22 protein-coding genes and 1 riboswitch are annotated in these 24,115 nt (G+C 71.6%); of the genes, 8 read left to right on the top strand and 14 right to left on the bottom strand.

Features of this window, described 5'->3' with window-relative positions:
* The first annotated feature begins 29 nt into the window (after positions 1 to 29).
* The 4 genes from JHAT_RS19075 (at position 30) to JHAT_RS19090 (ending at position 6,478) form a co-directional block, all read left to right on the top strand.
* Positions 30 to 2,981: a TIR domain-containing protein gene (locus tag JHAT_RS19075; protein ID WP_077799418.1), complete on the top strand. Its 2,952-nt coding sequence runs from the start codon at positions 30 to 32 to the stop codon at positions 2,979 to 2,981.
* Complete coding sequence (locus JHAT_RS19080; RefSeq protein ID WP_143660455.1) at positions 2,978 to 3,835, top strand: RimK family alpha-L-glutamate ligase; 858 nt, start codon at positions 2,978 to 2,980, stop codon at positions 3,833 to 3,835. Before JHAT_RS19075 ends, JHAT_RS19080 begins: the two co-directional genes overlap by 4 nt.
* Positions 3,832 to 5,613, top strand: a complete 1,782-nt coding sequence (locus JHAT_RS19085; RefSeq protein WP_077799420.1) for a RyR domain-containing protein — start codon at positions 3,832 to 3,834, stop codon at positions 5,611 to 5,613. The genes JHAT_RS19080 and JHAT_RS19085 overlap by 4 nt, the downstream gene beginning before the upstream one ends.
* A gap of 85 nt (positions 5,614 to 5,698) precedes the next feature.
* Complete coding sequence (locus JHAT_RS19090) at positions 5,699 to 6,478, top strand: alpha/beta fold hydrolase (protein ID WP_077799421.1); 780 nt, start codon at positions 5,699 to 5,701, stop codon at positions 6,476 to 6,478.
* A 7-nt stretch (positions 6,479 to 6,485) separates the two neighbouring features.
* On the opposite strand, the gene mnmA is transcribed toward JHAT_RS19090, so the two are convergent.
* Entirely contained in the window at positions 6,486 to 7,616 is a 1,131-nt protein-coding gene (gene mnmA / locus JHAT_RS19095; RefSeq protein WP_077799422.1) for a tRNA 2-thiouridine(34) synthase MnmA, read from the bottom strand.
* 60 nt (positions 7,617 to 7,676) lie between these two features.
* On the opposite strand from mnmA, the gene JHAT_RS19100 reads away from it, so the two are divergent.
* A complete protein-coding gene (locus JHAT_RS19100; protein WP_077799423.1) occupies positions 7,677 to 8,378 on the top strand; it encodes an N-acetylmuramoyl-L-alanine amidase in 702 nt (233 codons plus the stop codon).
* 48 nt (positions 8,379 to 8,426) lie between these two features.
* Here JHAT_RS19100 and JHAT_RS19105 read toward each other — a convergent pair whose 3' ends face one another.
* The 3 genes from JHAT_RS19105 to JHAT_RS19115 form a co-directional block, all read right to left on the bottom strand.
* A complete protein-coding gene (locus JHAT_RS19105; protein ID WP_077799424.1) occupies positions 8,427 to 9,590 on the bottom strand; it encodes a cysteine desulfurase family protein in 1,164 nt (387 codons plus the stop codon).
* Between the two features lie 91 nt (positions 9,591 to 9,681).
* Positions 9,682 to 9,948, bottom strand: a complete 267-nt coding sequence (locus JHAT_RS19110; RefSeq protein ID WP_077799425.1) for a DUF4190 domain-containing protein — start codon at positions 9,946 to 9,948, stop codon at positions 9,682 to 9,684.
* A 58-nt stretch (positions 9,949 to 10,006) separates the two neighbouring features.
* Positions 10,007 to 10,174 carry a hypothetical protein gene (locus JHAT_RS19115; protein ID WP_077799426.1) on the bottom strand — a complete coding sequence of 56 codons (168 nt, stop codon included), beginning with the start codon at positions 10,172 to 10,174 and terminating at the stop codon, positions 10,007 to 10,009.
* A 115-nt stretch (positions 10,175 to 10,289) separates the two neighbouring features.
* Here JHAT_RS19115 and JHAT_RS19120 point away from each other — a divergent pair, with 115 nt between their 5' ends.
* Positions 10,290 to 10,916, top strand: coding sequence for a TetR family transcriptional regulator (locus JHAT_RS19120; RefSeq protein ID WP_077799427.1), 627 nt, complete (start codon positions 10,290 to 10,292; stop codon positions 10,914 to 10,916).
* A gap of 105 nt (positions 10,917 to 11,021) precedes the next feature.
* On the opposite strand, the gene JHAT_RS19125 is transcribed toward JHAT_RS19120, so the two are convergent.
* From JHAT_RS19125 to JHAT_RS19170, 10 genes are all read right to left on the bottom strand, one after another.
* Positions 11,022 to 11,882, bottom strand: coding sequence for a thioesterase family protein (locus JHAT_RS19125; RefSeq protein ID WP_077799428.1), 861 nt, complete (start codon positions 11,880 to 11,882; stop codon positions 11,022 to 11,024).
* 63 nt (positions 11,883 to 11,945) lie between these two features.
* Complete coding sequence (locus JHAT_RS19130; RefSeq protein ID WP_077799429.1) at positions 11,946 to 12,605, bottom strand: trimeric intracellular cation channel family protein; 660 nt, start codon at positions 12,603 to 12,605, stop codon at positions 11,946 to 11,948.
* 69 nt (positions 12,606 to 12,674) lie between these two features.
* Complete coding sequence (locus tag JHAT_RS19135; RefSeq protein ID WP_077799430.1) at positions 12,675 to 14,186, bottom strand: dipeptide ABC transporter ATP-binding protein; 1,512 nt, start codon at positions 14,184 to 14,186, stop codon at positions 12,675 to 12,677.
* Positions 14,183 to 15,280 (bottom strand): ABC transporter ATP-binding protein, encoded by a 1,098-nt coding sequence (locus JHAT_RS19140; protein WP_077799431.1) that lies wholly within the window; start codon positions 15,278 to 15,280, stop codon positions 14,183 to 14,185. The genes JHAT_RS19135 and JHAT_RS19140 overlap by 4 nt, the downstream gene beginning before the upstream one ends.
* Positions 15,277 to 16,284: an ABC transporter permease gene (locus JHAT_RS19145; protein WP_077799432.1), complete on the bottom strand. Its 1,008-nt coding sequence runs from the start codon at positions 16,282 to 16,284 to the stop codon at positions 15,277 to 15,279. Before JHAT_RS19145 ends, JHAT_RS19140 begins: the two co-directional genes overlap by 4 nt.
* A gap of 69 nt (positions 16,285 to 16,353) precedes the next feature.
* Complete coding sequence (locus JHAT_RS19150; protein ID WP_077799433.1) at positions 16,354 to 18,126, bottom strand: ABC transporter substrate-binding protein; 1,773 nt, start codon at positions 18,124 to 18,126, stop codon at positions 16,354 to 16,356.
* Between the two features lie 38 nt (positions 18,127 to 18,164).
* Positions 18,165 to 19,163: an ABC transporter permease gene (locus JHAT_RS19155; RefSeq protein WP_077799434.1), complete on the bottom strand. Its 999-nt coding sequence runs from the start codon at positions 19,161 to 19,163 to the stop codon at positions 18,165 to 18,167.
* A 355-nt stretch (positions 19,164 to 19,518) separates the two neighbouring features.
* Positions 19,519 to 20,316: an enhanced serine sensitivity protein SseB C-terminal domain-containing protein gene (locus JHAT_RS19160; RefSeq protein WP_077799435.1), complete on the bottom strand. Its 798-nt coding sequence runs from the start codon at positions 20,314 to 20,316 to the stop codon at positions 19,519 to 19,521.
* 195 nt (positions 20,317 to 20,511) lie between these two features.
* Complete coding sequence (locus JHAT_RS19165; RefSeq protein ID WP_077799436.1) at positions 20,512 to 21,315, bottom strand: enhanced serine sensitivity protein SseB; 804 nt, start codon at positions 21,313 to 21,315, stop codon at positions 20,512 to 20,514.
* 81 nt (positions 21,316 to 21,396) lie between these two features.
* On the bottom strand, positions 21,397 to 22,062 hold the full coding sequence (locus tag JHAT_RS19170) for an AAA family ATPase (protein WP_077799437.1): 666 nt from the start codon (positions 22,060 to 22,062) through the stop codon (positions 21,397 to 21,399).
* Positions 22,063 to 22,242: 180 nt separating this feature from the next.
* A riboswitch (glycine riboswitch) is annotated at positions 22,243 to 22,336 on the top strand.
* 160 nt (positions 22,337 to 22,496) lie between these two features.
* Here JHAT_RS19170 and gcvT point away from each other — a divergent pair.
* Entirely contained in the window at positions 22,497 to 23,615 is a 1,119-nt protein-coding gene (gene gcvT / locus JHAT_RS19175; RefSeq protein ID WP_077799438.1) for a glycine cleavage system aminomethyltransferase GcvT, read from the top strand.
* A gap of 113 nt (positions 23,616 to 23,728) precedes the next feature.
* Positions 23,729 to 24,106 carry a glycine cleavage system protein GcvH gene (gene gcvH / locus JHAT_RS19180; RefSeq protein ID WP_077799439.1) on the top strand — a complete coding sequence of 126 codons (378 nt, stop codon included), beginning with the start codon at positions 23,729 to 23,731 and terminating at the stop codon, positions 24,104 to 24,106.
* Positions 24,107 to 24,115: the final 9 nt, after the last annotated feature.

Below are 24,115 nucleotides of genomic sequence, written 5' to 3' on the forward strand. Positions count from 1 at the left end.
GTCCGACATCGTTTTTGGGGGCTGAATCAATGCAGGCGAACCAGGGGACGGGCAAACTGGAGGACGCCTGGCGCCTGTCCGTCGGCGGTGAGGTGATCACCCGGGTGGCCTGGTCCCCGCGCGGAGACCTCCTGGCCGTGCCCACCCAGTCGGGCGCGGTCCACCTGGTCGACGCGGACGGGGAGCAGCGCTCCCGGCACGTCGTGTCGCACAAGGCACTGTGGACGGCGGCCTGGCGCGAGGACGGGGCCCGGCTGGCCGTCGCGGGCCGTGACAACACGGTGCACGTGGTGGATCCCGTCGACGGCACGGAGGAGCTGACGCTCACCGGCCACACCGACGACGTGCACGGTGTGGGCTGGGCGAGCGGGCAGTCGCTGATCTACTCCGCCAGTTACGACGGCACCGTGCGCTGGTGGGACGCCGCGGATGGGCGCGCGCTGCGCACCGTCCCGGCGCACCAGGGGCGCATCGAGGACGCGCGCTGGAACGAGGACGACGGGCTGCTCTACACCGCCGGACGCGACGGCATGCTCCGCGCGTGGAACCTCGACAGCGGGGAACCGGCCGGGGAGGTGGCGGCTCACCAGGGGTTCGTCCTCAGGGTGATCGACAGCCCCGCCACCGCGGTCCTCTACACCGCGTCGAGCGACGGAACGGTCCGGGTGTGGGACCGGCGGGAGTTACGCCTGCTGCACACGGTGCGGGGCCTCACCGCCACGCCGCACGACCTGTCCCTGTCGCCGGACGGACGACTGCTCGCGGTGCAGGACGACGCGGCGCACCTGTGGGTCTACCGCGCGGACACCATGGAACTCATCGACGTCCTCCAGGACGTCGCCGCGCATCACCACTGGTACGGCAGCGGACGCTTCCATCCCACGCTGCCGTACCTGGTCAGCACCGGGCGCGAGGACCGCGAGCTCACCCTGCGCACGTACGACACGGCCCTCGTCGAACAGCTGGTCGCGGAGTCGGGCGCGGCGCGTTACGCCAACTGCCGCGTGGCCCTCCTGGGCAACACCGGCGTGGGGAAGACCGCGCTCAGCCGGGCGCTGTGCGGCAAGGAGTTCAGGGCGACCGAGTCGACCCACGGCACCCAGGTCTCCCTCATGGACCGCACCGTCGTCGAGGACGAGCTCGGTACCGTCGTGCGGGAGGTCTTCCTCTGGGACTTCGCCGGACAGTCGGTCTACCGGCTGGTCCAGCCCGTGGAAGCGGTGGGGATCGAGGTCGCCCTGCTGGTCCTGGACAACCGCAACGCCGGCAACCCGCTCGACGAGATCCGCGAGTGGGAGACGCTGCTGCGCCTGGGGTCCACGACGGAGAGCGGCCCGCAGCGCATCGTCGTGATCGCCCGTGCGGACCGGGGCGGGCTCAGCCTCGACCTCGCGGGGGACGGGGACCGGCCCGAGGTCCTGCGTCACCTCGGCACCGTGCAGACCAGTGCGCGGGACGGTACGAACATCCGTGAGCTGCGGGAGCTGATCCTCGGCGCCGTCGACTGGGACTCCGTGCCGACCATCACCTCCAACACGCGTTTCCAGCAGCTCCGTTCGTACGTGCTCCAGCAGGCCACGGCGGGCCGGGTGATGAGCCAGACCCGCCTGCTGTACCGGGAGTTCTGCCAGTCCTGTGCGCGGGCGGACCTGCCGGAGCCGACGCTGGAGGAGTTCCGCGTCCTGCTGGCCGGGCTCGACTCCGAGGGACTGCTGCGCAGGCTCCGCTTCGGTGATCTCGTGCTGCTCCAGCCCACGATCGTCGGCGCCTACGCCTCCATGCTGGTGATCGCGGCCCAGCAGGTGGCGGACGGCAGGGGCACCCTGGTCGAGGACGAGGTCCTCGGCCTGCGCATCCCGCTCCTGGAGAACGACAGGGTCGCCGAGCGCAAGCACGAAGAGGACATCATGCACGCCGCGATCGAGGAGCTGCTCTCCAGTGGCTCCCTGGTACGCGACGAGGCCCGCGGGCTGCTCTGCCTGCCCAGCGCCGTCACACGCCGTCCGGACGAGGCCGCGTGGCACGCGCTGAAGGGCCGCACGGTGCTGCGGGCCCGGGCCCTCGCCGACCACGCCTACGCGTCGGTCGTGGGCGCCCTGATCTACTCGGGGTTGTTCTCCGACTGGGAACTGTGGGCGTCCCGGGCCCGTTTCGTCAGGCCGGACGGCAGCTCCTCGTGGGTGTCGGTGCGCCCGGACCGAGGGGCGCGCATCCGCTTCGAGATGCGACACGACCCCCACGTCCACGAGACGGACTGCGCCCTGTTCGAGGAGCTCTGCCGCTCCCGGCTCGGCCGGCACTGCGTGGGCGACGAGGTGGAGACCGTCGAACACGTCGCCTGCCACGAGTGCGACACCGTCGTCAGCCCCGAGCAGCGGCGACGGCGCATGCAGCGCGGCTTCGACTGGATCACCTGCGGGGTCTGCGACGGGCGTGTGGAACTGGGCGGCGCGGGGAAGCCATGGAGGCGACCGGCCGAGGTCTCCGCGATCGAGAGCGCCGCCTCGTACACCCGCAACGCCGCCCTGCGTTCCACCGAGTTCGCGCTGAAGGAGAAGAGGCAGCTCTATGACGTCTTCATCTCCTACAGCCACCAGGACGAGGAACTCGCCCTGATGCTGGCCCAGGAACTGCGCCGGCACGGCATCCGGCCCTGGATCGACCTCTGGGAGACCTCACCGGGGACGCCCTGGGTCACCGCGATCCAGGAACAGGTGGAGAACATGCCGTGCGCCGCGGTCCTGGTCGGGCCCAGTGGCGTGGGTCCCTGGCAGAAGGACGAGGTCTGGTTCGTGCTCCAGGAGTTCCTCGGCAGGCGGTGCCCGATCATCCCGGTCCTGCTCAGGGGCGCCGCCCTCCCGGTGATGCCTCCCCTGCTGCGCAGCCTCCAGGCGGTCGACTTCAACCGGGAGCACCCCGATCCCATGCACCTGCTGCTCTGGGGCATCACCGGAGTACGGCCCGAGGAGGGAATCGCGTGAACCTTCCGTCGACAGCGGTGGTCACGGCCACCCGTCTGCCCGAAGGCATGGAGGACACCCAGGGGCTCCTGGGCGCTCTGCGGGCGCGTGGCGCGAGAGCCGACCTGGTCGCGTGGTCGGACCCCACGGTGTCGTGGGACGACTACGACCGGGTCCTGCTGCACGCTCCGTGGGACTACTCGGAGCACCTCGACGCGTTCGACAGGTGGCTGGAGGACGTGGTCGGCGAGCGTCTGGTCAACCCGCTCCCGCTCATGCGCTGGAACACCGACAAGCGTTACCTGAACGAACTGGCGGAGCAGGGCGTTCCCGTGCCCGCGACGGTGACCGTGACGGATCCCGCGCAGGTGAGGACGGACGCCCTGACCGCCGAACTGGGCTCCGGCCCACTCGTCGTGAAGTCCACCGTCGGCGCGGGGGGCCGTCGCACGTGGCTGCTCCGGGACGCCGAAGCGGTGCGCGATTTCCTCCGGGCCGAGGGTCCGGCCCGCTGCCCCGTGCTGGTGCAGGAGTTCGTCCGGTCGGTGCGCGCCACGGGCGAGTACTCGGCCGTCCAGATCGGCGGCCGGCTCAGTCACGTGGTCCGCAAGGTGCCGGCCGAGGGCGAGTTCCGGGTGCAGCACCATTACGGCGGCACGGTCGTTCCCGAGAAGGTCCGGCCGTGGATGGAGGACTTCGTCGCCAAGGTCGGCAGCGCCATGCCCGGTGCGCCGCGGTACGCACGGATCGACTTCGTGATGGGCGACGGTGACCTCCCCCTGCTGATGGAGGCGGAGGTGGTCGAACCCGACCTGTTCCTGCGGTACGGCGACGGGGCGTACGACGCGTTCGCGTCGGTGCTGACCACGGGATGAGCGCTCCGCCCGCGCCACGCCCGGACGGTCCCGCGGAGAGCGAACGGCCGCGCCTGCTGCCGGCGGGCGGCGTGGTGGCCGGGGTGCTCGCACTGGTGGCCGTGGTCTGCGGACTGATCGGCGTCGACCAGCAGCTGGACCAGTATCCGCACGCCCGTCACGACACGTGGGAGATCTGCTTCCGGGTCCTCCAGCTCTTCGCCCTGGAGTGGGACGAGCCGGACGGATCCCTGGCCGTGCCGCGGCTGTTGCAGGTGGCGCGGTTCCTGGCGCCCGCGGTGACGCTCTACGCGGCCTTCGAGGCCGGGCGGCGGCTGTTCTCCGAGGAGCTGCGGCAGCGCTGGATCCGGCGTCGGCGGGGCCATGTGATCGTGTGCGGGTCGGGAAGCGGAGCACGTTCCCTGGCTCTGTCCCTCACCGCGTCGGGAGAACGCGTCGTGGTCGTCGGCAACGAGCCCGGGGGCCGGACCGCCGGCCGGGGCGCCGCGCAGCACGTCACCGGTGACCCCAGGTTCTCCGCGACGCTGACCGCGGCCGGGCTGGCCGGGGCGAAGGCCCTCTACGCCTGCGACGAGGACAGCACGCGGAACCTCGCCGTGGCGCTCGCGGCCTCGGGCACACTCGCGGCGGGCGGGCCGAGCATCCACGCGGAGATCCGTGACCCGGCCCTGTGCCGCGCCCTTCAGGCCCGCTGGTGGAGCGGGGACGGTGCCCGCCGGGTCCGCCTGGACTTCTTCAACCGTTATCAGGCCGCGGCGACCCGGTTGGCACGGGAAGAGGCCGCCCGTCTGCCGGACGACGGCGCGCGGGAGATCCTCGTGGCCGGGGAGGGCGCGTTCCCGGCGGCTTTCGTCACCGGTCTGGGGCGCCTCGGCCCGGATCCCTCGCGGCTCGTGGTCACGTGGGTCGGTCCGGGTGCCGACGAGGCCGTACGGGAGATCTCCGCGGTCCACCCCTTCCTGGGGGACGCCCGCGTCCTGCGCAGCTCCGGGGCGACGCTCCCGGACGCCGTCCGGGAGGCGGTCGCGCGCGGCGCGGCGGCCAGGGTCTACCTGTGCTCGCCCGACCCGGAGCAGGTGATCAGGCAGGCGCTGCTGGACACCGATCTGTGGCGGGCGGGGCCGGAGAGCGTCACCGTCTGCGCCGACGACATCATCGGGTACGGGCAGGCCTTCCGCCCGCCCGGCACCGCGGCGGCCTCGCTCGACGGTATGGGCGGCCGTCTGCGCCTGTGGAGCATCAAGGCCTCCGCCTACCGGCAGGACGCCATCGGCGAGGACCTGACCGAGATCATGGCCCGGGCGGTCCACGAGGCCTATCTGCGGCAGCGGGCGAGGGAACGGGCGGCCGGCAGGGAACCCACCGGCACGCTGGTGCCCTGGAGCGACCTGCCGGAGGATCTCCGCAACGCCAACCGGAGCCAGGTGATCTCCTTCGGCCAGAAGCTGGCCGAACTGGACTGCGTCCTCATGCCCCGCGACGGGCGAGCGGCGTCCCTCGTCCTGCCGCCGGAGATCGTCGAGTCGCTCGCCGAGGCCGAGCACCGGCGCTGGATGGACGACCGGCGGGCCGCCGGGTGGACCTACGCCGCCGTCCGCGACGACGTCGCCCGCCACCACCCCGACCTCGTCCCCTGGTCGGAACTGGCCGACGCGGACCGGGAGAAGGACCGGGAGGTCATCCGCGGGATGGGCGCGATCCTGGCCGACGTGGGCTTCGACGTGGTGTCCGCCGCGGGGTCGCGGAGCGGCACGGGGATCCCCCGGCCGAGACGGTGAGAGGGGCCGGTCCCGGCACCGCCCGGGGAATCCGAGGGCGTACGGTCACGGCCCGGCGCGGCATCGTGTGGCAGTCTGCACAGACATGGACAAGAAGACCCTTTCGCGCGACGGCACGCCCATCGCCTACGCACGCACCGGGCAGGGGCCGGCCGTCGTCCTGGTCAGCGGTGCGATGTCCACGGGTGCCACGATGGCGCCCCTGGCCGCGGAGCTGTCGGACCGTTTCGACGTCACCGTGTACGACCGGCGGGGGCGCGGCGAGAGCGGTCACACGGAGCCCTACGCGGTGGAGCGCGAGGTCGAGGACCTGGCGGCGCTGGTCGAGGCGGTCGGCGGCGAGGCGTCGCTGTACGGCATCTCGTCGGGCGGCGCGCTGGTGCTGCGGGCGGCGGCGAGCGGACTGCCGCTGCGCCGGATCGCCGTGTACGAGGTGCCCTACGCCATGGACGACCGGGCCGCGCGGGCCCGCGCGGAGTACACCGAGCGGCTGGGCGAGGCGCTCGGGCAGGGGCGGCGCGGGGACGCGGTGGAGCTGTTCCTGCGGCTCACCGGTCTGGGCGAGGACGTGATCCGCAGCGCCCGCCGGTCGCCGATGTGGGCCGGCATGGAGTCGGTCGCGCCGAGCCTCGCCCACGACGACGCGGTGATGGGCGACGCCCGGGTGCCGCGGGAGCTGCTGGCGGAGATCGCCGTGCCCGTGCTGGCCCTGGCGGGCGACGCGGGCGCCGCGTGGATGCGCGAGGCGGCACGGGCCGTCGCCGACGCCGTGCCCGAGGGCACCTACCGGACTCTGGCGGGCCAGAGCCACATGGTGGAGCCGGGCGTGCTGGCGCCGGTGCTGGCGGAGTTCCTCGCGACGTGAGGGCGGTTCAGGCCACGCCCGCCGTCGTGCGCACCGTCGACGCGATCGTCGCCGAGCCCACCACGCGCGTGCCGTCGTACAGCACGATCGCCTGGCCGGGGGCCACGCCGCGGACGGGCTCGGTGAAGGACACCTCCAGGGAGCCGTCGACGAGTTCCGCCGTGACCTCGGTCTCGCCGCCGTGGGCGCGCAGCTGGGCGGTGTAGGTGCCGGGACCGGTGGGGGCGGCGCCGCACCAGCGGGGCTTGATCGCGGTGAGCGCGGTGACGTCCAGCGCCTCGGCCGGGCCCACCGTGACGGTGTTGTCCACCGGGGAGATGTCGAGGACGTAGCGGGGCTTGCCGTCGGGGGCCGGCGTGCCGATCCGCAGGCCCTTGCGCTGGCCGATGGTGAAGCCGTAGGCGCCCTCGTGGGTGCCGATCTTGGTGCCGGACTCGTCGACGATGTCGCCCTCGGCCTTGCCGAGGCGGTTCGCCAGGAAGCCCTGGGTGTCGCCGTCGGCGATGAAGCAGATGTCGTGCGAGTCGGGCTTCTTGGCTACGGCCAGTCCCCTGCGCTCGGCCTCCGCGCGGATCTCGTCCTTCGTGGTGAGCGTGTCGCCGAGCGGGAACATGGCGTGCGCGAGCTGCCGGTCGTCGAGCACGCCGAGGACGTAGCTCTGGTCCTTGGCCATGTCGGAGGCACGGTGCAGCTCGCGGGTGCCGTCCTCGCGGGTGATCACCTTGGCGTAGTGGCCGGTGCAGACCGCGTCGAAGCCGAGCGCGAGGGCCTTGTCGAGCAGCGCGGCGAACTTGATCTTCTCGTTGCAGCGCAGGCACGGGTTCGGGGTGCGGCCGGCCTCGTACTCGGCGACGAAGTCCTCGACCACGTCCTCGCGGAAGCGGTCGGCGAGGTCCCAGACGTAGAAGGGGATGCCGATGACGTCCGCGGCGCGGCGGGCGTCCCGGGAGTCCTCGATGGTGCAGCAGCCCCGGGCGCCCGTGCGGAAGGACTGCGGGTTGGCGGAGAGGGCCAGGTGGACGCCGGTCACGTCGTGCCCCGCCTCGGCCGCGCGGGCGGCGGCGACGGCGGAGTCGACTCCGCCCGACATGGCGGCGAGGACGCGGAGGGGACGGGTGCGCTGCGGGGTGTCAGTCATAACCCCTCCAGGGTACGGGGACGCGGGAACCGGAGCGCGCGCGTGTGCGTTGAAGATCGCATGGGGGCGAAGAGCGGGTCCGTGGGCGGATCCAGGGACGCGGACCGGCACCTGGGGCGCCGGGCGCTGATCGTCGGCGGCACGGCGGCGGCCCTGGGCACGGCGGTGCTGGCGCGCGACGAGCTGGCGCGGCTGTGGTGGCGCACGCCGGGTGTGGAGAAGCCGCGCGAGGAGGGCGCCGTCGACTACGCGGGCGCCCGGTGGGTGGCGGCGGCGGACGCCAACTGGCGGCGCGCGGACCGGCCCGACGACTTCGGCATCGACATGGTGGTCGTCCATGTGACGCAGGGCAGTTTCGCGAGCGCGGTGAGGGCGTTCCAGGACCCGGGGCACCAGGCGGCCGCGCACTACATCGTCGGGCAGGACGGGCACGTCACGCAGATGATCCGCGAGCTGGACGTGGCCTACCACGCGGGCAACCGGGACTACAACGAGCGCAGTGTCGGCATCGAGCACGAGGGCTTCGTGGACCGCCCGCAGGACTTCACGGACGCGATGTACGCCGCCTCGGCCCGGCTGACCGCCGGCGTCTGCGCGCGGTACGGGATACCCGTGGACCGCGAGCACATCATCGGCCACGTGGAGGTGCCGGGCACCGACCACACCGATCCGGGGCCGTACTGGGACTGGGGGCGGTACCTGGAGCTGGTCCGGCGGACGGCGACGAGCGGCCCGTCCGCCGGTGCCTCGAAGAGCGCCTGACCCCTGCCGTCCGGCCCCTGTGCCGGCCCGTCCCCTGCCGCCCGTCCCCTACGTCAGCCCGGCCGCCCGCGCCCGTTCCACCGCCGGGCCGATCGCCTTGGCGAGCGCCTCGACGTCGGCCCCCGTGGAGGTGTGGCCGAGGGAGAAGCGCAGGGTGCCGCGGGCGAGGTCGGGGTCGGTGCCGGTGGCCAGCAGGACGTGGCTGGGCTGGGCGACGCCGGCGGTGCAGGCGGAGCCGGTGGAGCACTCGATGCCCTGGGCGTCGAGCAGCAGGAGCAGGGAGTCGCCCTCGCAGCCGGGGAAGGTGAAGTGGGCGTTGGCCGGCAGCCGGTCCACCGGGTCGCCGCCCAGGACGGCGTCCGGGACGGCCGTACGGACCGCGTCGACGAGGGCGTCGCGCAGGGCGCCGATCTCACGGGCGAACCACTCGCGCTGCTCGGTGGCCAGGCGTCCGGCGACGGCGAAGGAGGCGACGGCGGGCACGTCGAGGGTGCCGGAGCGGACGTGGCGTTCCTGGCCGCCGCCGTGCAGGACGGGCACGGGGGCGTACTCGCGGCCCAGCAGCAGCGCGCCGATGCCGTAGGGGCCACCGATCTTGTGGCCGGAAACCGTCATCGCGGCGAGCCCGGAGGCGGCGAAGTCGACCGGGAGCTGACCGACGGCCTGGACCGCGTCGGCGTGCAGCGGAACGTCGAACTCGGCGGCCACGTCGGCCAGTTCACGGACCGGCATGATCGTGCCGATCTCGTTGTTGGCCCACATGACGGTGGCGAGGGCGACGTCGTCGGGGTCGCGGGCGATGGCCTCGCGCAGCGCCTCGGGGTGGACGCGGCCGTAGGCGTCGACCGGCAGGTACTCGACGGTCGCGCCCTCGTGCTCGCCGAGCCAGTGGACGGCGTCCAGGACGGCGTGGTGCTCGACGGGGCTGGCCAGGACCCGGGTGCGGGCCGGGTCGGCGTCGCGGCGGGCCCAGTACAGGCCCTTGACGGCGAGGTTGTCGGCCTCGGTGCCGCCGGAGGTGTAGACGACTTCGCTGGGGCGGGCGCCGAGGGCGTCGGCGAGAACCTCGCGGGCCTCCTCGACGGTGCGCCGGGCGCGGCGGCCGGACGCGTGGAGGGAGGAGGCGTTGCCGGTGGCGCCCACGTGCGCGGTGAGTGCCTCGACCGCCTCGGGGAGCATCGGGGTGGTCGCGGCGTGGTCGAGGTAAGCCATGGTGGGGCCGATTCTACGGGGCGGCCCCGTCCGGCCTCAGATCAAGGTTGGCCTCTTCGGCGGACCGGGACCGGGCCGTGCGGCGGACGGCTCACAGACTCCACGACATCGTGTTGTCCGCGGACATGAACGCCACCAGGACCAGCAGGTCGGCGACGCCCAGGCCGATGCCCAGCAGGGCGCGGCCGCGGCGGGCGGTGCCCCGCCACAGGGCGACACCGGCCAGCACGATGGCGAGGGGGCCCAGGAAGACGTTGAGGACGAGCAGGCCGAGCAGACCGAGGACGAAGGACGCGACGGCCATGCCGTCGGTGTCCCGGATGCCGGTCCGGCGGGCGGCCGGTGCGGTGAGCTGCACGGTGTTCTCCTTACGGCGAGTCGGTGGACCGGACGGCGCGTCGACGCACCGGCGGCGGTCAGTGGGCGGAGGTGCTCCGGCGGCGGCCGTGCCGCTCGCGGAGCGCGAAGACGCCGAGCCAGACGGCGATGACCAGGCCGATGGCGGCGGAGAAGGTGAGCGGCGCGTGGGCGACGGTGCCCAGGACGGCGCCGAAGAGCAGAAGTGCGACGACGAGAAACAGCATGGCGCGGATCCCCCAACCTTCGGTGAACGGTTGTAGTTACAGTTGTTCACTGACTTCCCAGTCTAGCGCGCCCCATGGGTTTTCAATTCCGGAGAACAGTTGTTAACTACATGGTATGAGTCACACCCTCGGCGTCCGGCAGGCCCAGAAGCAGAAGACCCGTCGGGCGCTCCTGGACGCGGCGCTCGCGCTGCTGGAGGAACAGAGCCTGAGCAGCCTGGGCCTGCGCGAGGTCACCCGTGCCGTCGGCGTCGCCCCGACCGCCTTCTACCGGCACTTCCGCTCCACCGCCGACCTCGGCGTGGCACTGGTGGAGGAGGCGCTGGGCAGCCTGCACCCGATGATCCGGACGACGGTGTCGCCCGCGGAGGACAGCGACGAACGGATCGACCGCGCCGTCGGGCTGATCGCCGGCCACGTGGCCGCGCACCCCGCCCACGTCCGGTTCATCGCCCGGGAGCGCCACGGCGGGGTGCAGCCGGTGCGAGAGGCCATACGCGACCAGCTGGCCCGGTTCGCCGAGGAGGTGCAGGCCGAGCTGGCCAAGGACCCGCAGTCGGCGGGCTGGCACGACGACGACCTGCTGATGCTCGCGGGCCTCTACGTCGACCAGATGCTGAACACGGCCTCGCTGTTCCTGGAGACGCTGCAGGCCCCGGAGGAGGAGCGCCGGCGCGTCGCCGCCGTCGCGACCCGCCGCATGCGTCTGATCAGCATCGGCCGCGGGCACTGGCTGGACTGACCGGGCGGGGGGGGGACGCGGCACGCGCACCGGGACGCCGGGACCTGTCGGTCCCGGCGTCCCGGTGCGCGGCGGCAGGCGGGGCGGACACCCCCGCGGGGTGCGTCAGCCGAGCCGGACCCGGGCCAGCTGACGGGACTGGGCCACCAGGCGGTCGGCGCTGTCCCAGACCTCGGCGTCCTCCTCCAGGAAGCCGCCGGCGAGGTTGCGGGTGGTGATGGAGACGCGCAGCGGTCCCGGTGCCGGGCGGCAGCGCACGTGGACGGTCAGCTCGACCGTCGGCACCCAGCCCTTCAGCCCGAGCTCGAAGGCGGTCGGGGGCAGCGCGTCCACCGCGAGGAGCAGCGAGAGGGGATCGGCGTCGCGGCCGTCGGCGAGCCCGAACCAGGCCCGCATCTCCCCCTTGCCCGAGGGCTGCCCGAGGGCCCAGCCCAGGGTGGCGGGGTCCAGCTTGAGCATCAGCCGGTCGGCGATGGCGGAGCTGCCCTCCAGCGGGGCGGGGGCGTCCTGCGGGCCGAAGCACTGCTCCATGGGCGGGATCGCGGGCGGCCTCGCCGACGTGCGGACGTCGTCGGGCAGCGCGCCGAGGTCGCCGTAGGAGGCGAGGACGCGGATGCGCTCGACCTCGTCGCCCTCGTCGTCGTACTGGAACAGGGACGCCTGACCGGTGGAGAGCGTACGGCCGGTGCGGACCGTCTGCGTGCGGACGACCGCCGGACCCGGCCGGGACGCGGTGAGGTAGTGCGCCGAGATCGTGAAGGGGTCCGGGTGCGGCAGGGCGTCCCCGAGGGCGCGGCCCAGGACGGCCAGCAGATAGCCGCCGTTGACGGCACTGATGATCGTCCAACCGGCGGAGAGGTCGACGTCGTAGACGCCGGGCGCGCGCCGGGTGACACCGGTGTCCCGGTCGAACTCGCTGTCGCCGATGGTGGCCCGCAGGGCCGGTGTGGATGCTGCTTCTGGCATGGCCGCACAGTACAACAGGAAACTACTAAGCGGTAGCTTTCCTCTTTTCCCCCGGCAGGGACCTCACTCCCCCTCGACGACCGTCGACCGTCGGTTCCACGCGCGCGGCGCCCGCCAGTGGAAGCGCATCGCCAGCAGGCGCAGCACGAAGGCGGTGACCACCGCAAGGCCGCTGGTGACCGGGCTCAGCGCCTCGAAGCGGATGCACACGGCGACCATGGCGGCGCCGACGATGGCCGGGACGGCGTACAGGTCGCGGTCCCAGCGCAGCAGCGACGGCACCTCGTTGGCCAGCACGTCGCGCAGCACACCGCCGCCCACGGCGGTGGCCAGGCCGAGACAGGCGGAGGCGGTCAGGCCGAGCCCGTAGTCGTACGCCTTGGTCGTGCCGGCGACGCAGAACAGGCCGAGACCGGCCGCGTCGAAGACGTTGACGCCGGTCTGGAGCCGTTCGACGTGCGGATGGAGGAAGAAGACCAGCACGGTGGCGAGCAGCGGGGTCAGGAAGTACCCGAGGTCCGTGAACGCCGCGGGCGGCACCGCCCCGATGATCAGGTCCCGGAACAGCCCGCCGCCCAGCGCGGTGACCTCGGCGAGAACGGCTATGCCGAACACGTCGAAGTTCTTGCGGACGGCCAGTAGCGCGCCCGAGATGGCGAAGACGAAGATGCCGATCAGGTCGAGCGTGTGCTGCACGGTCGGGCTGAAGAGTTGCTCGTACACCCTGCCATTCTCACCTGTCACCGAGCCCCCGCCTTACAAACGAAGGCGGGGGCTCGGCGGGTGGGCGGGCTACTTCTTCTTCTTGGCCGAAGGCGCGGTCTTCGGCTTCGCCTTGGCCGGAGACTCGGTCTTCGGCTTCGCCTCGGCCGCAGGCTCGGTCTTCGCGCCGGCCTCCGTCTCCGCCTCGTCCTCGGACGGTTCGGGCTCGACGGACTCGGCCTCGGTCGTGCCGGACTCGGTCGTGCCCTCGTCGGCGTCCGCCGTGCCGGTCTCGGTCTCGGCCTCAGCCTCAGCGGACTCGGTCTCGGCCGTGCCGGACTCGGTCTTACCGGACTCGGCCTCAGCCTTACCAGGCTCAGCCTCAGCCTTACCGGACTCGGCTTCAGCCGTGCCCTCGCCTGCGTCCGCCTTCGCGCTCTCCGTCTCCGCGGCCACCGCCGCCGAGGTCTGCGCGGACTTCGCCAGGGCCTCCTCCGGGACCGTCTCCGCCGCCTCCTTGGCGGCGGTCAGCAGGACGACGTCCTGCGGTGCCTGGTCCTCGAAGTTCTCCGGGTGGTGGCAGGCCACCTGCTGGCCCGGCCGCAGCTCCTTCAGCGGCGGCTCGGTGGTCTTGCAGATCTGCGTCGCCTTCCAGCACCGCGTGTGGAAGCGGCAGCCGCTCGGCGGGGAGAGCGGCGAGGGCACGTCGCCACGGAGCAGGATCCGCTCGCTCTTGGCGCCCCGGCGCTTCGGGTCCGGCACCGGCACCGCCGACATCAGCGCCTTGGTGTACGGGTGCATCGGCGCCTCGTACAGCGAGGTGCGGTCGGCGAGCTCGACGATCTTGCCCAGGTACATCACCGCGATCCGGTCCGAGACGTGCCGGACGACGGACAGGTCGTGCGCGATGATCACGTACGTCAGGCCGAGCTCCTGCTGGAGGTCGTCCATGAGGTTGACGACCTGCGCCTGGATCGACACGTCCAGCGCGGAGACCGGCTCGTCCGCCACGACCAGCTTCGGCTTCAGGGCGAGCGCGCGGGCGATGCCGATGCGCTGGCGCTGGCCGCCGGAGAACTCGTGGGGGTAGCGGTTGTAGTGCTCGGGGCTCAGGCCCACCAGCTCCAGCAGCCGCTGGACCTCCTTCTTCACCCCGCCCTCGGGCTCGACGCCCTGGAGGCGGAACGGCGCCGAGACGATGCCGCCGATGGTGTGACGCGGGTTCAGCGAGCCGTACGGGTCCTGGAAGATCATCTGGATGTCCCGCCGCAGCGGACGCATCCCGGCCGTGTTCAGCCGCGTGATGTCCTTGCCCTCGAAGTGGATCGAGCCGCCCGTCGGGTCCTGGAGCCGGGTGATGACCCGGCCCATGGTCGACTTGCCGCAGCCCGACTCGCCGACCACGCCGAGGGTCTCGCCCTTGCGCACCTCGAAGTCGATGCCGTCGACGGCCTTGACCGCGCCGGTCTGGCGCCGCAGGACGCCCTTGCGGATCGGGAAGTGCTTCTGCAGGCCCTCGACCTTCAGCAGCACCTCACGCTCCTCGGGGGAGGATGCCTGGGCCGGGACCGTCGTCGCGTCCTTCTTCTTCGTATCGCTCACAGCTTCGGCGCAATCTCTTCGGTCCAGATCCGCGTGCGGTCCTCCGGCGAGAGGTGACAGGCGGAGAAGTGCCCGCTGCCGACCTGCTGGAGCTCCGGGCGCACGGTACGGGTGACATCCCCCTTGGGGAGGTCCGCGTACGGGCAGCGGGGGTGGAAGGCGCAGCCCGAAGGGACGTTGATGAGGCTCGGCGGCGAGCCCTTGACCGGGATGAGCCGCTCGGAGGTCTCGCGGTCGATGCGCGGCATCGAGCCGAGCAGACCCCAGGTGTACGGGTGCTGCGGCCGCTCGAAGACGTCGGCGACCGAACCGCGCTCCACGCACCGGCCGCCGTACATCACCAGGACGTCGTCGGCGATCTCGGCGACCACGCCGAGATCGTGGGTGATCAGGACGACCGCGGAGCCGAACTCCTTCTGCAGGTCCCGGATGAGGTCGAGGATCTGCGCCTGGACGGTCACGTCCAGGGCGGTCGTCGGCTCGTCCGCGATGAGCAGCTCGGGGTTGTTGACCAGCGCCATCGCGATCATCGCGCGCTGGCGCATGCCGCCGGAGAACTCGTGCGGGTAGCTGTCGACGCGCTTGCCGGGCTCGGGGATGCCGACCCGGTCGAGCATCTCGACCGCCCGCTTGCGCGCGGTCTTCTTGCTGACGTCGTGGTGGACCCGGTACGCCTCCACGATCTGGTTGCCGATCGTGTAGTACGGGTGCATCGCGGACAGCGGGTCCTGGAAGATCATCGCCATCTCGCGGCCGCGCAGCCGGCGGACCTCGTCCGGGTCGGCGGAGACGAGCTCCTTGCCGCCGAGCCAGATCTCGCCGGACATCTGCACGTTCTTGCCGCGCGAGCCGAGCCGGTGCAGGCCCATGATGGCGAGCGAGGTGACGGACTTGCCGGAACCCGACTCGCCGACGATGCAGAGGGTCTTGCCCTTCTCCACCTGGAAGCTGAGCCCGTCGACGGACTTGACCAGACCGTCGTCGGTGGGGAAGTGCACCTTGAGGTCGCGGACCGCGAGGAACGCGTCGGGCGCGCTCGAGGGCGTGGTCGTGGGCTCGCCCACGGCGGCCCCGGTCTTGGAGAGTTCGGTCACGAGAGCCTCACGCGTGGGTCGGCGGCGGCGTACAGCAGGTCCACCAGGAGATTGGCGATCACGACGAAGAAGGCTGCGAGCAGGGTGACGCCGAGGATCTTGGGCAGGTCGTTGTCGGTGATGCCCTGCACCGCGTACTGGCCGATGCCGGGCAGCGAGAAGACCTTCTCGGTGATCACGGCGCCGCCGAGCAGCAGGCCGAGGTCCATGCCGAAGACGGTGATGATCGGCGTCAGCGCGGCCCGCAGCCCGTGCCGGGCCACGACTTTGCGCTCCCGCAGGCCCTTGGCGCGGGCCGTGCGGATGAAGTCCTCGTTCATCGTCTCCAGCATGCCGGAGCGGGTCAGCCGCGCGTAGATGGCGGAGTAGAGCAGGGCCAGCGAGCACCAGGCCGGGATGAGCGTGTTGGCCCACTGGGCCGGGTTCTCGGTGAACGGTATATAGGTGCGGCCGAAGATCGGCCACTGGAAGGTGAACAGCAGCAGCGCCAGGTTGCCCGTGAAGAACATGGGCAGCGAGACACCGGCGAGCGCGACGCCCATGAAGGTGCGGTCGAAGAGACTGCGGGGCTTCAGCGCGGAGATCACGCCGATCAGGACACCCGACACCAGCCACAGCACGGCGGCACCGCCGGCCAGCGAGAGGGTCACCGGGAGGCGCGAGGTGAGCTGCGGCCAGATGGCCTCGTGGGTCTTGAAGGAGTAGCCGAAGCAGGGCGCGTCGCACTGCGCCGTGGTGGGGCCCAGGTTGTAGGTGGCGCCGCTGACGATCCCCTTGATGAAGTGCCAGTACTGGACGTAGAGGGGCTCGTCCAGACCGAGGTTCTGCTTGACCGCGAGGATGTCTGCCTTCGTCGGACTCTTTCCGATGTACTGCTGCGCGAGCTGGTCGGCGGTCTGACCGGCGAGCCGCGGCAGCAGGAAGAAGATCGCGAAGGTGACCGCGGTGACGACCAGCAGCAGGATCACTGCCGCGAACGTCCGACGGAGGATGTACGAGATCACGGGGACCGGCGCTGGTGCCCGCGGGCCGCGAAGCCCGCGGGCACCAATGCCTTCACCTGCCTTCCGGGGCTACTTCTTGGTCGTGCCGATGTTGAGGTAGTCGTACTGACCGCTGAACGCCGCCGTGGACACCAGGTTGGTGTAGGTGGTCGGGCGGTACAGCAGGACCTTGAAGTAGGTCAGCGGGACGAGGGTGGCCAGGTCCATCGCACGCTTGTCGATCTGCGCGTACATCGCGTTGCGCTCGGTGTCGCTCTCGGTGGCGATGGCCTTCTCGAGCGTCTCGTTGATCTGCTTGTCGTTGATGTACGACAGGTTGGTGTTGCCCGAGGCGCCGATCGCGTCACCGTGCAGGATCTGCTGGAGGAAGCCGTAGCCGGACGGCCAGTCGGCACCCCACTGCATCATGTGCAGACCGATGTTCTGCTTCTTGTCGAACGTCGGCACACCCACGTAGTCGGTGAAGTACTTGCCCGACGGGTACTGCTTCAGGCTGGCGTTGATGCCGACCTTCTTCAGCGCGGCGATGATCGCGGTGGCCGCGTCGATCTCCTGCGGGCGGTCGCTGCGCGCCGAGATGTTGGTGTTGATGCTGGTCTTGCCGCAGGCCTTCAGCTGCTCCTTGGCCTTGGCGACGTCGCCCTTGTTGCCTTCCGTCGCGTAGGTCTCGGCCTTCGCGTAGCCGGTGATGTCCGGCGGGAGGACGGTGGTGGCGATCTCACCGCGGATCGGGCCGCCGAGGGCGGTCTGCACCGAGACCTTGTCGATGGCGTACTCGACGGCCTTGCGGCACTCGACCTTGTCGAACGGCGCGACCTGGGAGTTGATCGCCATGTAGACCAGGCGGCCACCATAGGTGTTGTCGGTGTTGGCCTTCAGGGAGGCGTCGTTGACGACCTTCGCCTGCGTGGCGGCCTGGACGCCCGTGCCGCCGAGGTCGATCGCGGTGCCGGCCTGGACGTCCTGGTCGATCGTCTCCGGGTTGACCTTGAGCTTGACGACGATCTTGTCCGGGTACTGCTTGCGCAGCGGGTCCGTCTTCGGGTCCCAGTTCTCGTTGCGGACGAGGACGGCCTGCTTGCCCTCCTCGTAGCTCTCGAACTTGTACGAGCCGGAGGACACGATGCTCTTGACGTAGTCGACGCCCTTGTCCTTGGCCTGGGGCACCGGGGCCGTCTGCGGCGTCGCGACCAGGTAGTCGAACTCCTGGAAGGAACGGTTCAGGTGGAAGACGATCGTGGTGTCGTCCGGCGTCTCGATGGACTTCAGGCCCTCGGGGCTCTTGTCCTTGTACGGACCCTTGTACTTGTCGCCGCCCTCCATGAACTGCTGGAAGTAGTTCGGGCCGAGCGAGAGCACGTCACGCGCGAAGTTGGACCGCTCGACGGCGTACTTGACGTCCTTCGAGGTGATCGGGGTGCCGTCCTGGTACTTCAGGCCCGCACGCAGCTTGTACGTCCAGGTCTTGCCGCCGTCGCTCGGCACGCCCTTGCTCGCGGCGAGGTCCGGGACCAGGGTGTTGCCCTCCTCGCCCGCGGCGGGCTTGAAGGTCATCAGCGGGCGGGCGTACAGCCGGCTGAGGTTGTACATGTACGCGTAGTACGTGTTGCCGGGGTCGAAGGAGTCCGGGACGTCCGACAACTCGTACGTGACCGTCCCACCCTTCTGGGTGGAGGCGTTGACGACACCCTTGGTCGCTGCGTTGGCCTCAGCCGACTTCTTACCGTTGTTGTCCGAGCTGTCATCGGCCTTGCTGCAAGCCGAAAGCAGCAAGCTCGCACTGCCGATGGCCGCGACCGCGGCCAGCGCTGACCTTCGCATGATGGTCTGCTTCCCCTCCATTGTTGGCAAATCTTTGGGTCTCTCGCGGCAGTCGCCGGTCAGCGGCTGCGCGGGTCGAGAGCGTCACGGAGACCGTCACCGAGCAGGTTGAACGCCAGGACGGTCACGAAGATGGCGAGACCGGGAACGATCATGAACTGGGGGTCGACCTGGTAGAAGGGGACCGCCTGGTTGATCATGCCGCCCCACGAGGCCTGCGGGGGCTGGATGCCGACGCCGAGGAAGCTCAGGGACGCCTCGAAGAGGATGTTGGTCGGGATGAGCAGCGTCGAGTAGACGATGATCGGACCCACGAGGTTCGGCAGCAGCTCCCGGAAGAGGATGTACGGGCCCTTGGCCCCCATCCCGCGCGAGGCGTCGACGAACTCCCGTTCCCGCAGGGCGAGCGTCTGGCCGCGGACGATGCGCCCCAGGTAGGGCCAGTTGAAGAAGCCGATGACGAAGACCAGCACCATGATGTGCAGCGGCAGGCCCTCCAGTCCGAAGGCGCCGCCCTGCAGGGTCGCCGAGATGGCGATCGCGAACAGCAGGAGGGGGAAGGCCAGGAAGGTGTCCATCAGCCGGCTGATGATCGTGTCGACGCGTCCGCCGTAGTAGCCGGCGACGACGCCGAGGATCGCGCCGATGGTGTTGGACAGGATCGTGGCGCCGAAGGCGACGACCAGCGAGACCCAGGAACCCTCGAGGATGCGGGTGGCGATGTCGCGGCCGAACTTGGGTTCCACACCCAGCGGGTGGTCCCAGCTCATGCCGCCGAAGTCACCCTTGGGCAGCGAGGTGTTGGGGTCGATCAGGTCCTGGTTGAGGGCGTTGGGGTCCAGGTCGAAGATCGCCTGGATGGGGCGGGAGAGGACGGCGAGGAGGATCAGCAGGATCACGATGACCCCGCCGGCCATGGCCACCTTGTCCTTCTTGAAGCGGGACCAGGCGATCTGCCCCAGGGAACGACCCTCGATCTGCCCCTTGTCGGCACCGACGAGGACAGCCTCGGGCTGTGCCTCGGCTTGCGCCCCGGTGGTCTCGATCGGTGCGGTCACAGTGACCTGACCCCTCTCGCCGGTGGTGACCGGCCTACACCCGCCGTGGATTACGGCTTTGTCGACTTGCTCTCGATCACAGGATCGAACGATCCGTACCTGTCTCGGGAGTCTTCAGCGTCGTCACGATCACCCGCCAGGTCTGACCGGGAAAGTATGCGCAACCGTGATGCACTGCTAGGGATTCCGTTATCCGAACAGTGGGTAACAGCCTTCGAACGCAGGACAGTTGGGACACAACGGTGAAATCGACGACCTTCGCGACCTTCCGCCGTCGTCTACGCGCGAAGAAATGTGTGCGTGACGTGAAGATCACGGAGCGTCGTCGGCGCGGGCCGCCCGGCCCGACGCGCCGTCAGAAGCTCCCGCGGACCGGCGGGTAGCCGTACCCGGTGGCGGACGCTTGGGCGGGGGCCGCGTGGGCCTCGCGGTCGTAGAAGGGGCGGGCGTTGGCGCGCAGCCACATGGCGACCGGGTCGTGCGCGTCGGTCATCGCCACCGTCGACACCGGCAGCCCCTCCGGCACCGCGCCGACGGACTGCTGCATCATCGCGCGCACCGCGTCCACGGCCGGCGGCGACGTGTCGTACACGTCCAGGCCGATGGCGAGGTAGGGCGCGCCCAGCGACGGCTGCACCCAGGCGCGGCGCAGTGCGCGGACCGCCGGGGTGCGGTGGGCGTTCTGCGTGAGCAGGGCGTAGAACTGCGGGATCTCGATGGCCGGTTCCGACAGGCGCAGGGGTCCGGCGGGCTGGCGGTCCAGGCCGGAGGCGATGCGGCGCAGGTCGGGCCAGGGGATGCCGACGCCGCCGCCGGGGGCGTGCGGATTGAGCCAGAGGCCGTAGTGGTCCGGGTAGAGGGCGCGGGCCACTTCCAGGCCGTCGACCACTTCGTACGACCGGTTCCAGCCGCTGGCGGAGAGCTCCTGGGCGGAGGTGACGCAGGGCGCGTAGCCGTGGCCACCGACCTCCATGTTCCCGTACTGGGCGTCCGGGGAGCCGGCCTGACCGTGCCACAGCAGCATCCAGACCTGGCCGGTGGCGGGGGTGGCGAGCGCGCGCAGCAGGGCCTCGTAGGCGTCGTAGCGCCCGGGCGTCACCTGGCGCAGCATGTGCTCGACCTGCCCGGTCGCGGCGGTACCGCTCGCGCTCACCTTTTACCGACCCTTCGAGAACCGTCCCCTGTTGACGGAACCAGCTTAGGGCTCCGCCGGACGCGGTGGCCCTGGAGCTCGCGGGGTTCTTGTCCGTGGGCGGGCGCGGGCCCGCCACGGCCGGCCGCGCCCGCGGTGCGGCGTCGCGGGCGTCACAGCCCCGCGCCCGCCCGGGCGTGCTCCTCCGCCGGGGGTCTACGCGTCCCGGTCGTAGAAGGGGCGCACATGTGTCCGCATCCAGTCGCAGACCGGGTCCTGGGCCGCTTCCAGGAGGACCAGGTTGACCGGCCACCTGACCGGGACCGCGCCGAGGGCGCGGCCGAGGGCGTCCAGCGGGAGCGCGCGGGCGTCGCCCTCCCAGTGGGACAGTTCCACGCCGACGAACATCACCGGGTCGGCGGTCTCGACGGCGGCCAGGCAGCGGCGGGCGGTGCGGACGACGCCGACGGCGGCGAACTCGGCGCGGGCCGCGGCCAGGAAGTCGACCGGGTCGTCCTGCCAGTCGGGTTCGAACAGGCGGACCCGTCCGCCGGACGCGGCCCCGTCCAGCGGGGTGCGTCCGGCCCGGCACAGCTCGGCCACGGCGGCCGGCGGCAGCGGGACGCCGACCACGCCGTCCGGGTTCACGGCGATGCCGACCTGCGGGGGCAGACCGCGGGCGAACTCGACGGCCGGGGCGATGGTGTACCCCATGTGGGGGCCGGCGACCCGGCGGAGCTGTTCCTCGGAGCTGAACACCGGCACGTGGGCCTGGCCGTCGATCTCCACCGTGGGCAGGTCGAGGGGGCCGGTGTCCGGGCCGCCGCCGTTGGGCAGCGGGACCCAGACGAAGCTGCGGCCGAGCACCTCCACGATCCGGCCGCCGGCGCCCGGCACGCCGAGGGAGGCCGACAGCACCTCCTCCAGCTCGTTGCCGGGCCATCCGCCGTGCGGATGGGGATGCGCCTGCGCCGGGAACTCCGGTGAGAGGTCCGCCGGGAAGTCCGCTGGGAAGTCCATCTGCCTACCGCCTGCCTGGGTACCGCTGCTGTGGCTGAAAAGGCTAACCCGTTCGGCCCCATCGGCCCACGGACCGTCACCTCAGCCGGTGAAGGCGATCCGGTGCAGCGCGTCGGCCGCCGCCCGGTCCAGGACGACCGCCGAGGCGCAGCCGGCGGGCAGGTCGCCCTCGGTCACGGAGGCCAGCAGCCGGGTGGTCGCCGCGCGGTGCCGCAGGAAGGCGTACCGCGAGACGCCCCGGCCGCGCTCGCGCTGCCCGGCCAGGGCCTCGTCGGCGCCGACGTCGAGGAGCAGCAGGTGCAGGGCGCCGCCGCGGCGACGGGCCTCGCGGGCCAGCCAGCCGCGCACCCAGGACTGCGTGCCGCAGTCGTGCACGACGACGCCCCGGCCGGAGCGCAGGGCGCGGCGCAGCCCGGCGTAGTGGGCGAGGCGCACGAGGGGCCGGTAGAGGGCGTACGGGAGGAGGCGGGGCACGCGGCGGTCCCAGCGGTCGCGGGTGTCCTGGGAGTCGACGCGCGTGCCGCGCACGGTGCGCCGCATCAGGGTGGACTTGCCGCTGCCGGGCAGGCCGGTGATCACCACGACGTCGCGGGGCCCGAAGAGCAGGGCGTGCGGGCTGCGGCCGTCGCGGTCGCGCAGGTCGCGGACGACGGGTGCGGGCAGTCCGGCACACGCCTCCCCGGCCGGGGCGGGCCGCTTCGGCAGCGCGATGCCCGAGGTCGTTGCGTAAGCCGTGGTCCTGTTCACCGTGATCGTCCTCCCCTGGGGCGGTTCACGAGTTCCCGTTCCCCGTCGAGTGTAAAGAGAAGGTAATGCGGCGGTCTCGCGTTTTCGTGCGCTTACTGCCACAAGCCGGTTACAGATCACGGTCTGCCACGAACAGGCCCGGCATGCAATGATGGCGGCGCCAACTGCATACCGGCCGTTTGAATCCGCGCGGGAGAGTCCCCGGCCGCGCCGGGGCGCCGAAGGAGCAAGTCCCTCCCTTGAATCTCTCAGGCACCGTTACCGCGCGGGCGAGGCACATCTGAAAAGCGGGCCGCCGCTCCACGGCCGCCCCACCCAAGGTGCAAGTCCTGACCGCCGCGCTCCGGTGGTCATGGCGAACCTCTCAGGTTCCGATGACAGATGGGGAGGACCGACCTCGCCCGTGCCGTCCTGTCCTGGGAGACGACCGACCGATGAGCAGTACCGAACTCCGCCGTACCGTGCTGGATGCCACGCACCGCGCGCTGGGCGCGACCATGACCGACTTCGCCGGCTGGGACATGCCCCTGCGCTACGGCTCCGAGCGCGACGAGCACGTCGCGGTGCGCACCCGGGCCGGGCTCTTCGACCTCTCCCACATGGGCGAGATCACCGTCACCGGCCCGCGCGCCGCCGACCTGCTGGACTTCGCGCTGGTCGGCAACATCGGCAGCGTGAAGCCGGGCCGCGCCCGCTACACCATGATCTGCCGCGAGGACGGCGGCATCCTGGACGACCTGATCGTCTACCGCCTGGGCGAGACCGAGTACATGGTCGTCGCCAACGCCTCCAACGCCCAGGTGGTGCTGGACGCGCTCACCGAGCGGGCCGCCGGGTTCGACGCCGAGGTCCGCGACGACCGCGACGCGTACGCGCTGCTGGCCGTGCAGGGCCCGGAGGCCCCGGGCATCCTCGCCTCGCTCACCGACGCCGACCTGGACGGCCTGAAGTACTACGCCGGTCTGCCCGGCACGGTCGCCGGCGTCCCGGCGCTCATCGCGCGCACCGGGTACACCGGCGAGGACGGCTTCGAGCTGTTCGTGAGGCCGGAGCACGCCGTGGAGCTGTGGCAGGCGCTGACCGAGGCGGGCGCGGGCGCCGGGCTGGTCCCGTGCGGCCTGTCCTGCCGGGACACGCTCCGCCTGGAGGCGGGCATGCCGCTGTACGGGCACGAGCTGACGACGGAGCTGACGCCCTTCGACGCCGGGCTCGGCCGGGTGGTGAAGTTCGAGAAGGAGGGCGACTTCGTGGGCCGCGCGGCGCTCGAGCAGGCCGCTTCCCGGGCCGAGGCGAACCCGCCCCGCGTCCTGGTCGGCCTGGTCGCCGAGGGCCGCCGGGTCCCGCGCGCCGGGTACGCGGTCGTCGCCGGCGGCGAGGTGGTCGGCGAGGTCACCTCCGGCGCCCCCTCCCCCACGCTGGGCAAGCCGATCGCCATGGCGTACGTCGACGCCGCCCACGCGGCCGCGGGCACCGCCGGGGTCGGCGTGGACATCCGGGGCACCCACGAGCCGTACGAGGTCGTGGCGCTGCCCTTCTACAAGCGCCAGAAGTAGACACTGGGCGTGCGGGGGCCCTTCGCCGCCCTCGTCCGTCCCGCGCTGCTCACCAGTGGTTCCAGCAGTCCCCCCGTCATCAGCACCGACCCGCGTACAGGAGAATTCAGGCCATGAGCAACCCCCAGCAGCTGCGCTACAGCAAGGAGCACGAGTGGCTGTCGGGCGCCGAGGACGGCGTCTCGACGGTCGGCATCACGGAGCACGCGGCCAACGCGCTCGGTGACGTCGTCTTCGTCCAGCTCCCCGAGGTCGGCGCCACCGTGTCCGCGGGCGAGACCTGCGGCGAACTGGAGTCGACCAAGTCGGTCTCCGACCTGTACTCCCCCGTCTCCGGCGAGGTCACCGAGGTCAACGAGGACGTCGTCAGCGACCCGTCGCTGGTGAACTCGGCTCCCTTCGAGGGCGGCTGGCTGTTCAAGGTGCGCGTCAGCGAGGAGCCGGGCGACCTGCTCTCCGCCGACGAGTACACCGAGTTCGCCGGCGCCTGAGGAGACACG

The organism is Streptomyces sp. JHA26 (genome assembly GCF_002005565.1).
Lineage (GTDB): Bacteria > Actinomycetota > Actinomycetes > Streptomycetales > Streptomycetaceae > Streptomyces.

Excerpts from the sequence above, each read along its gene's own strand:
- JHAT_RS19075 (WP_077799418.1), top strand. The coding sequence starts at position 30 with ATGCAGGCGAACCAGGGGACGGGCAAACTGGAGGACGCCTGGCGCCTG.
- JHAT_RS19085 (WP_077799420.1), top strand. The coding sequence starts at position 3,832 with ATGAGCGCTCCGCCCGCGCCACGCCCGGACGGTCCCGCGGAGAGCGAA.
- JHAT_RS19090 (WP_077799421.1), top strand. The coding sequence starts at position 5,699 with ATGGACAAGAAGACCCTTTCGCGCGACGGCACGCCCATCGCCTACGCA.
- mnmA (WP_077799422.1), bottom strand. The coding sequence starts at position 7,616 with ATGACTGACACCCCGCAGCGCACCCGTCCCCTCCGCGTCCTCGCCGCC.
- JHAT_RS19100 (WP_077799423.1), top strand. The coding sequence starts at position 7,677 with ATGGGGGCGAAGAGCGGGTCCGTGGGCGGATCCAGGGACGCGGACCGG.
- JHAT_RS19105 (WP_077799424.1), bottom strand. The coding sequence starts at position 9,590 with ATGGCTTACCTCGACCACGCCGCGACCACCCCGATGCTCCCCGAGGCG.
- JHAT_RS19115 (WP_077799426.1), bottom strand. The coding sequence starts at position 10,174 with ATGCTGTTTCTCGTCGTCGCACTTCTGCTCTTCGGCGCCGTCCTGGGC.
- JHAT_RS19120 (WP_077799427.1), top strand. The coding sequence starts at position 10,290 with ATGAGTCACACCCTCGGCGTCCGGCAGGCCCAGAAGCAGAAGACCCGT.
- JHAT_RS19125 (WP_077799428.1), bottom strand. The coding sequence starts at position 11,882 with ATGCCAGAAGCAGCATCCACACCGGCCCTGCGGGCCACCATCGGCGAC.
- JHAT_RS19150 (WP_077799433.1), bottom strand. The coding sequence starts at position 18,126 with ATGGAGGGGAAGCAGACCATCATGCGAAGGTCAGCGCTGGCCGCGGTC.
- JHAT_RS19165 (WP_077799436.1), bottom strand. The coding sequence starts at position 21,315 with ATGGACTTCCCAGCGGACTTCCCGGCGGACCTCTCACCGGAGTTCCCG.
- gcvT (WP_077799438.1), top strand. The coding sequence starts at position 22,497 with ATGAGCAGTACCGAACTCCGCCGTACCGTGCTGGATGCCACGCACCGC.
- gcvH (WP_077799439.1), top strand. The coding sequence starts at position 23,729 with ATGAGCAACCCCCAGCAGCTGCGCTACAGCAAGGAGCACGAGTGGCTG.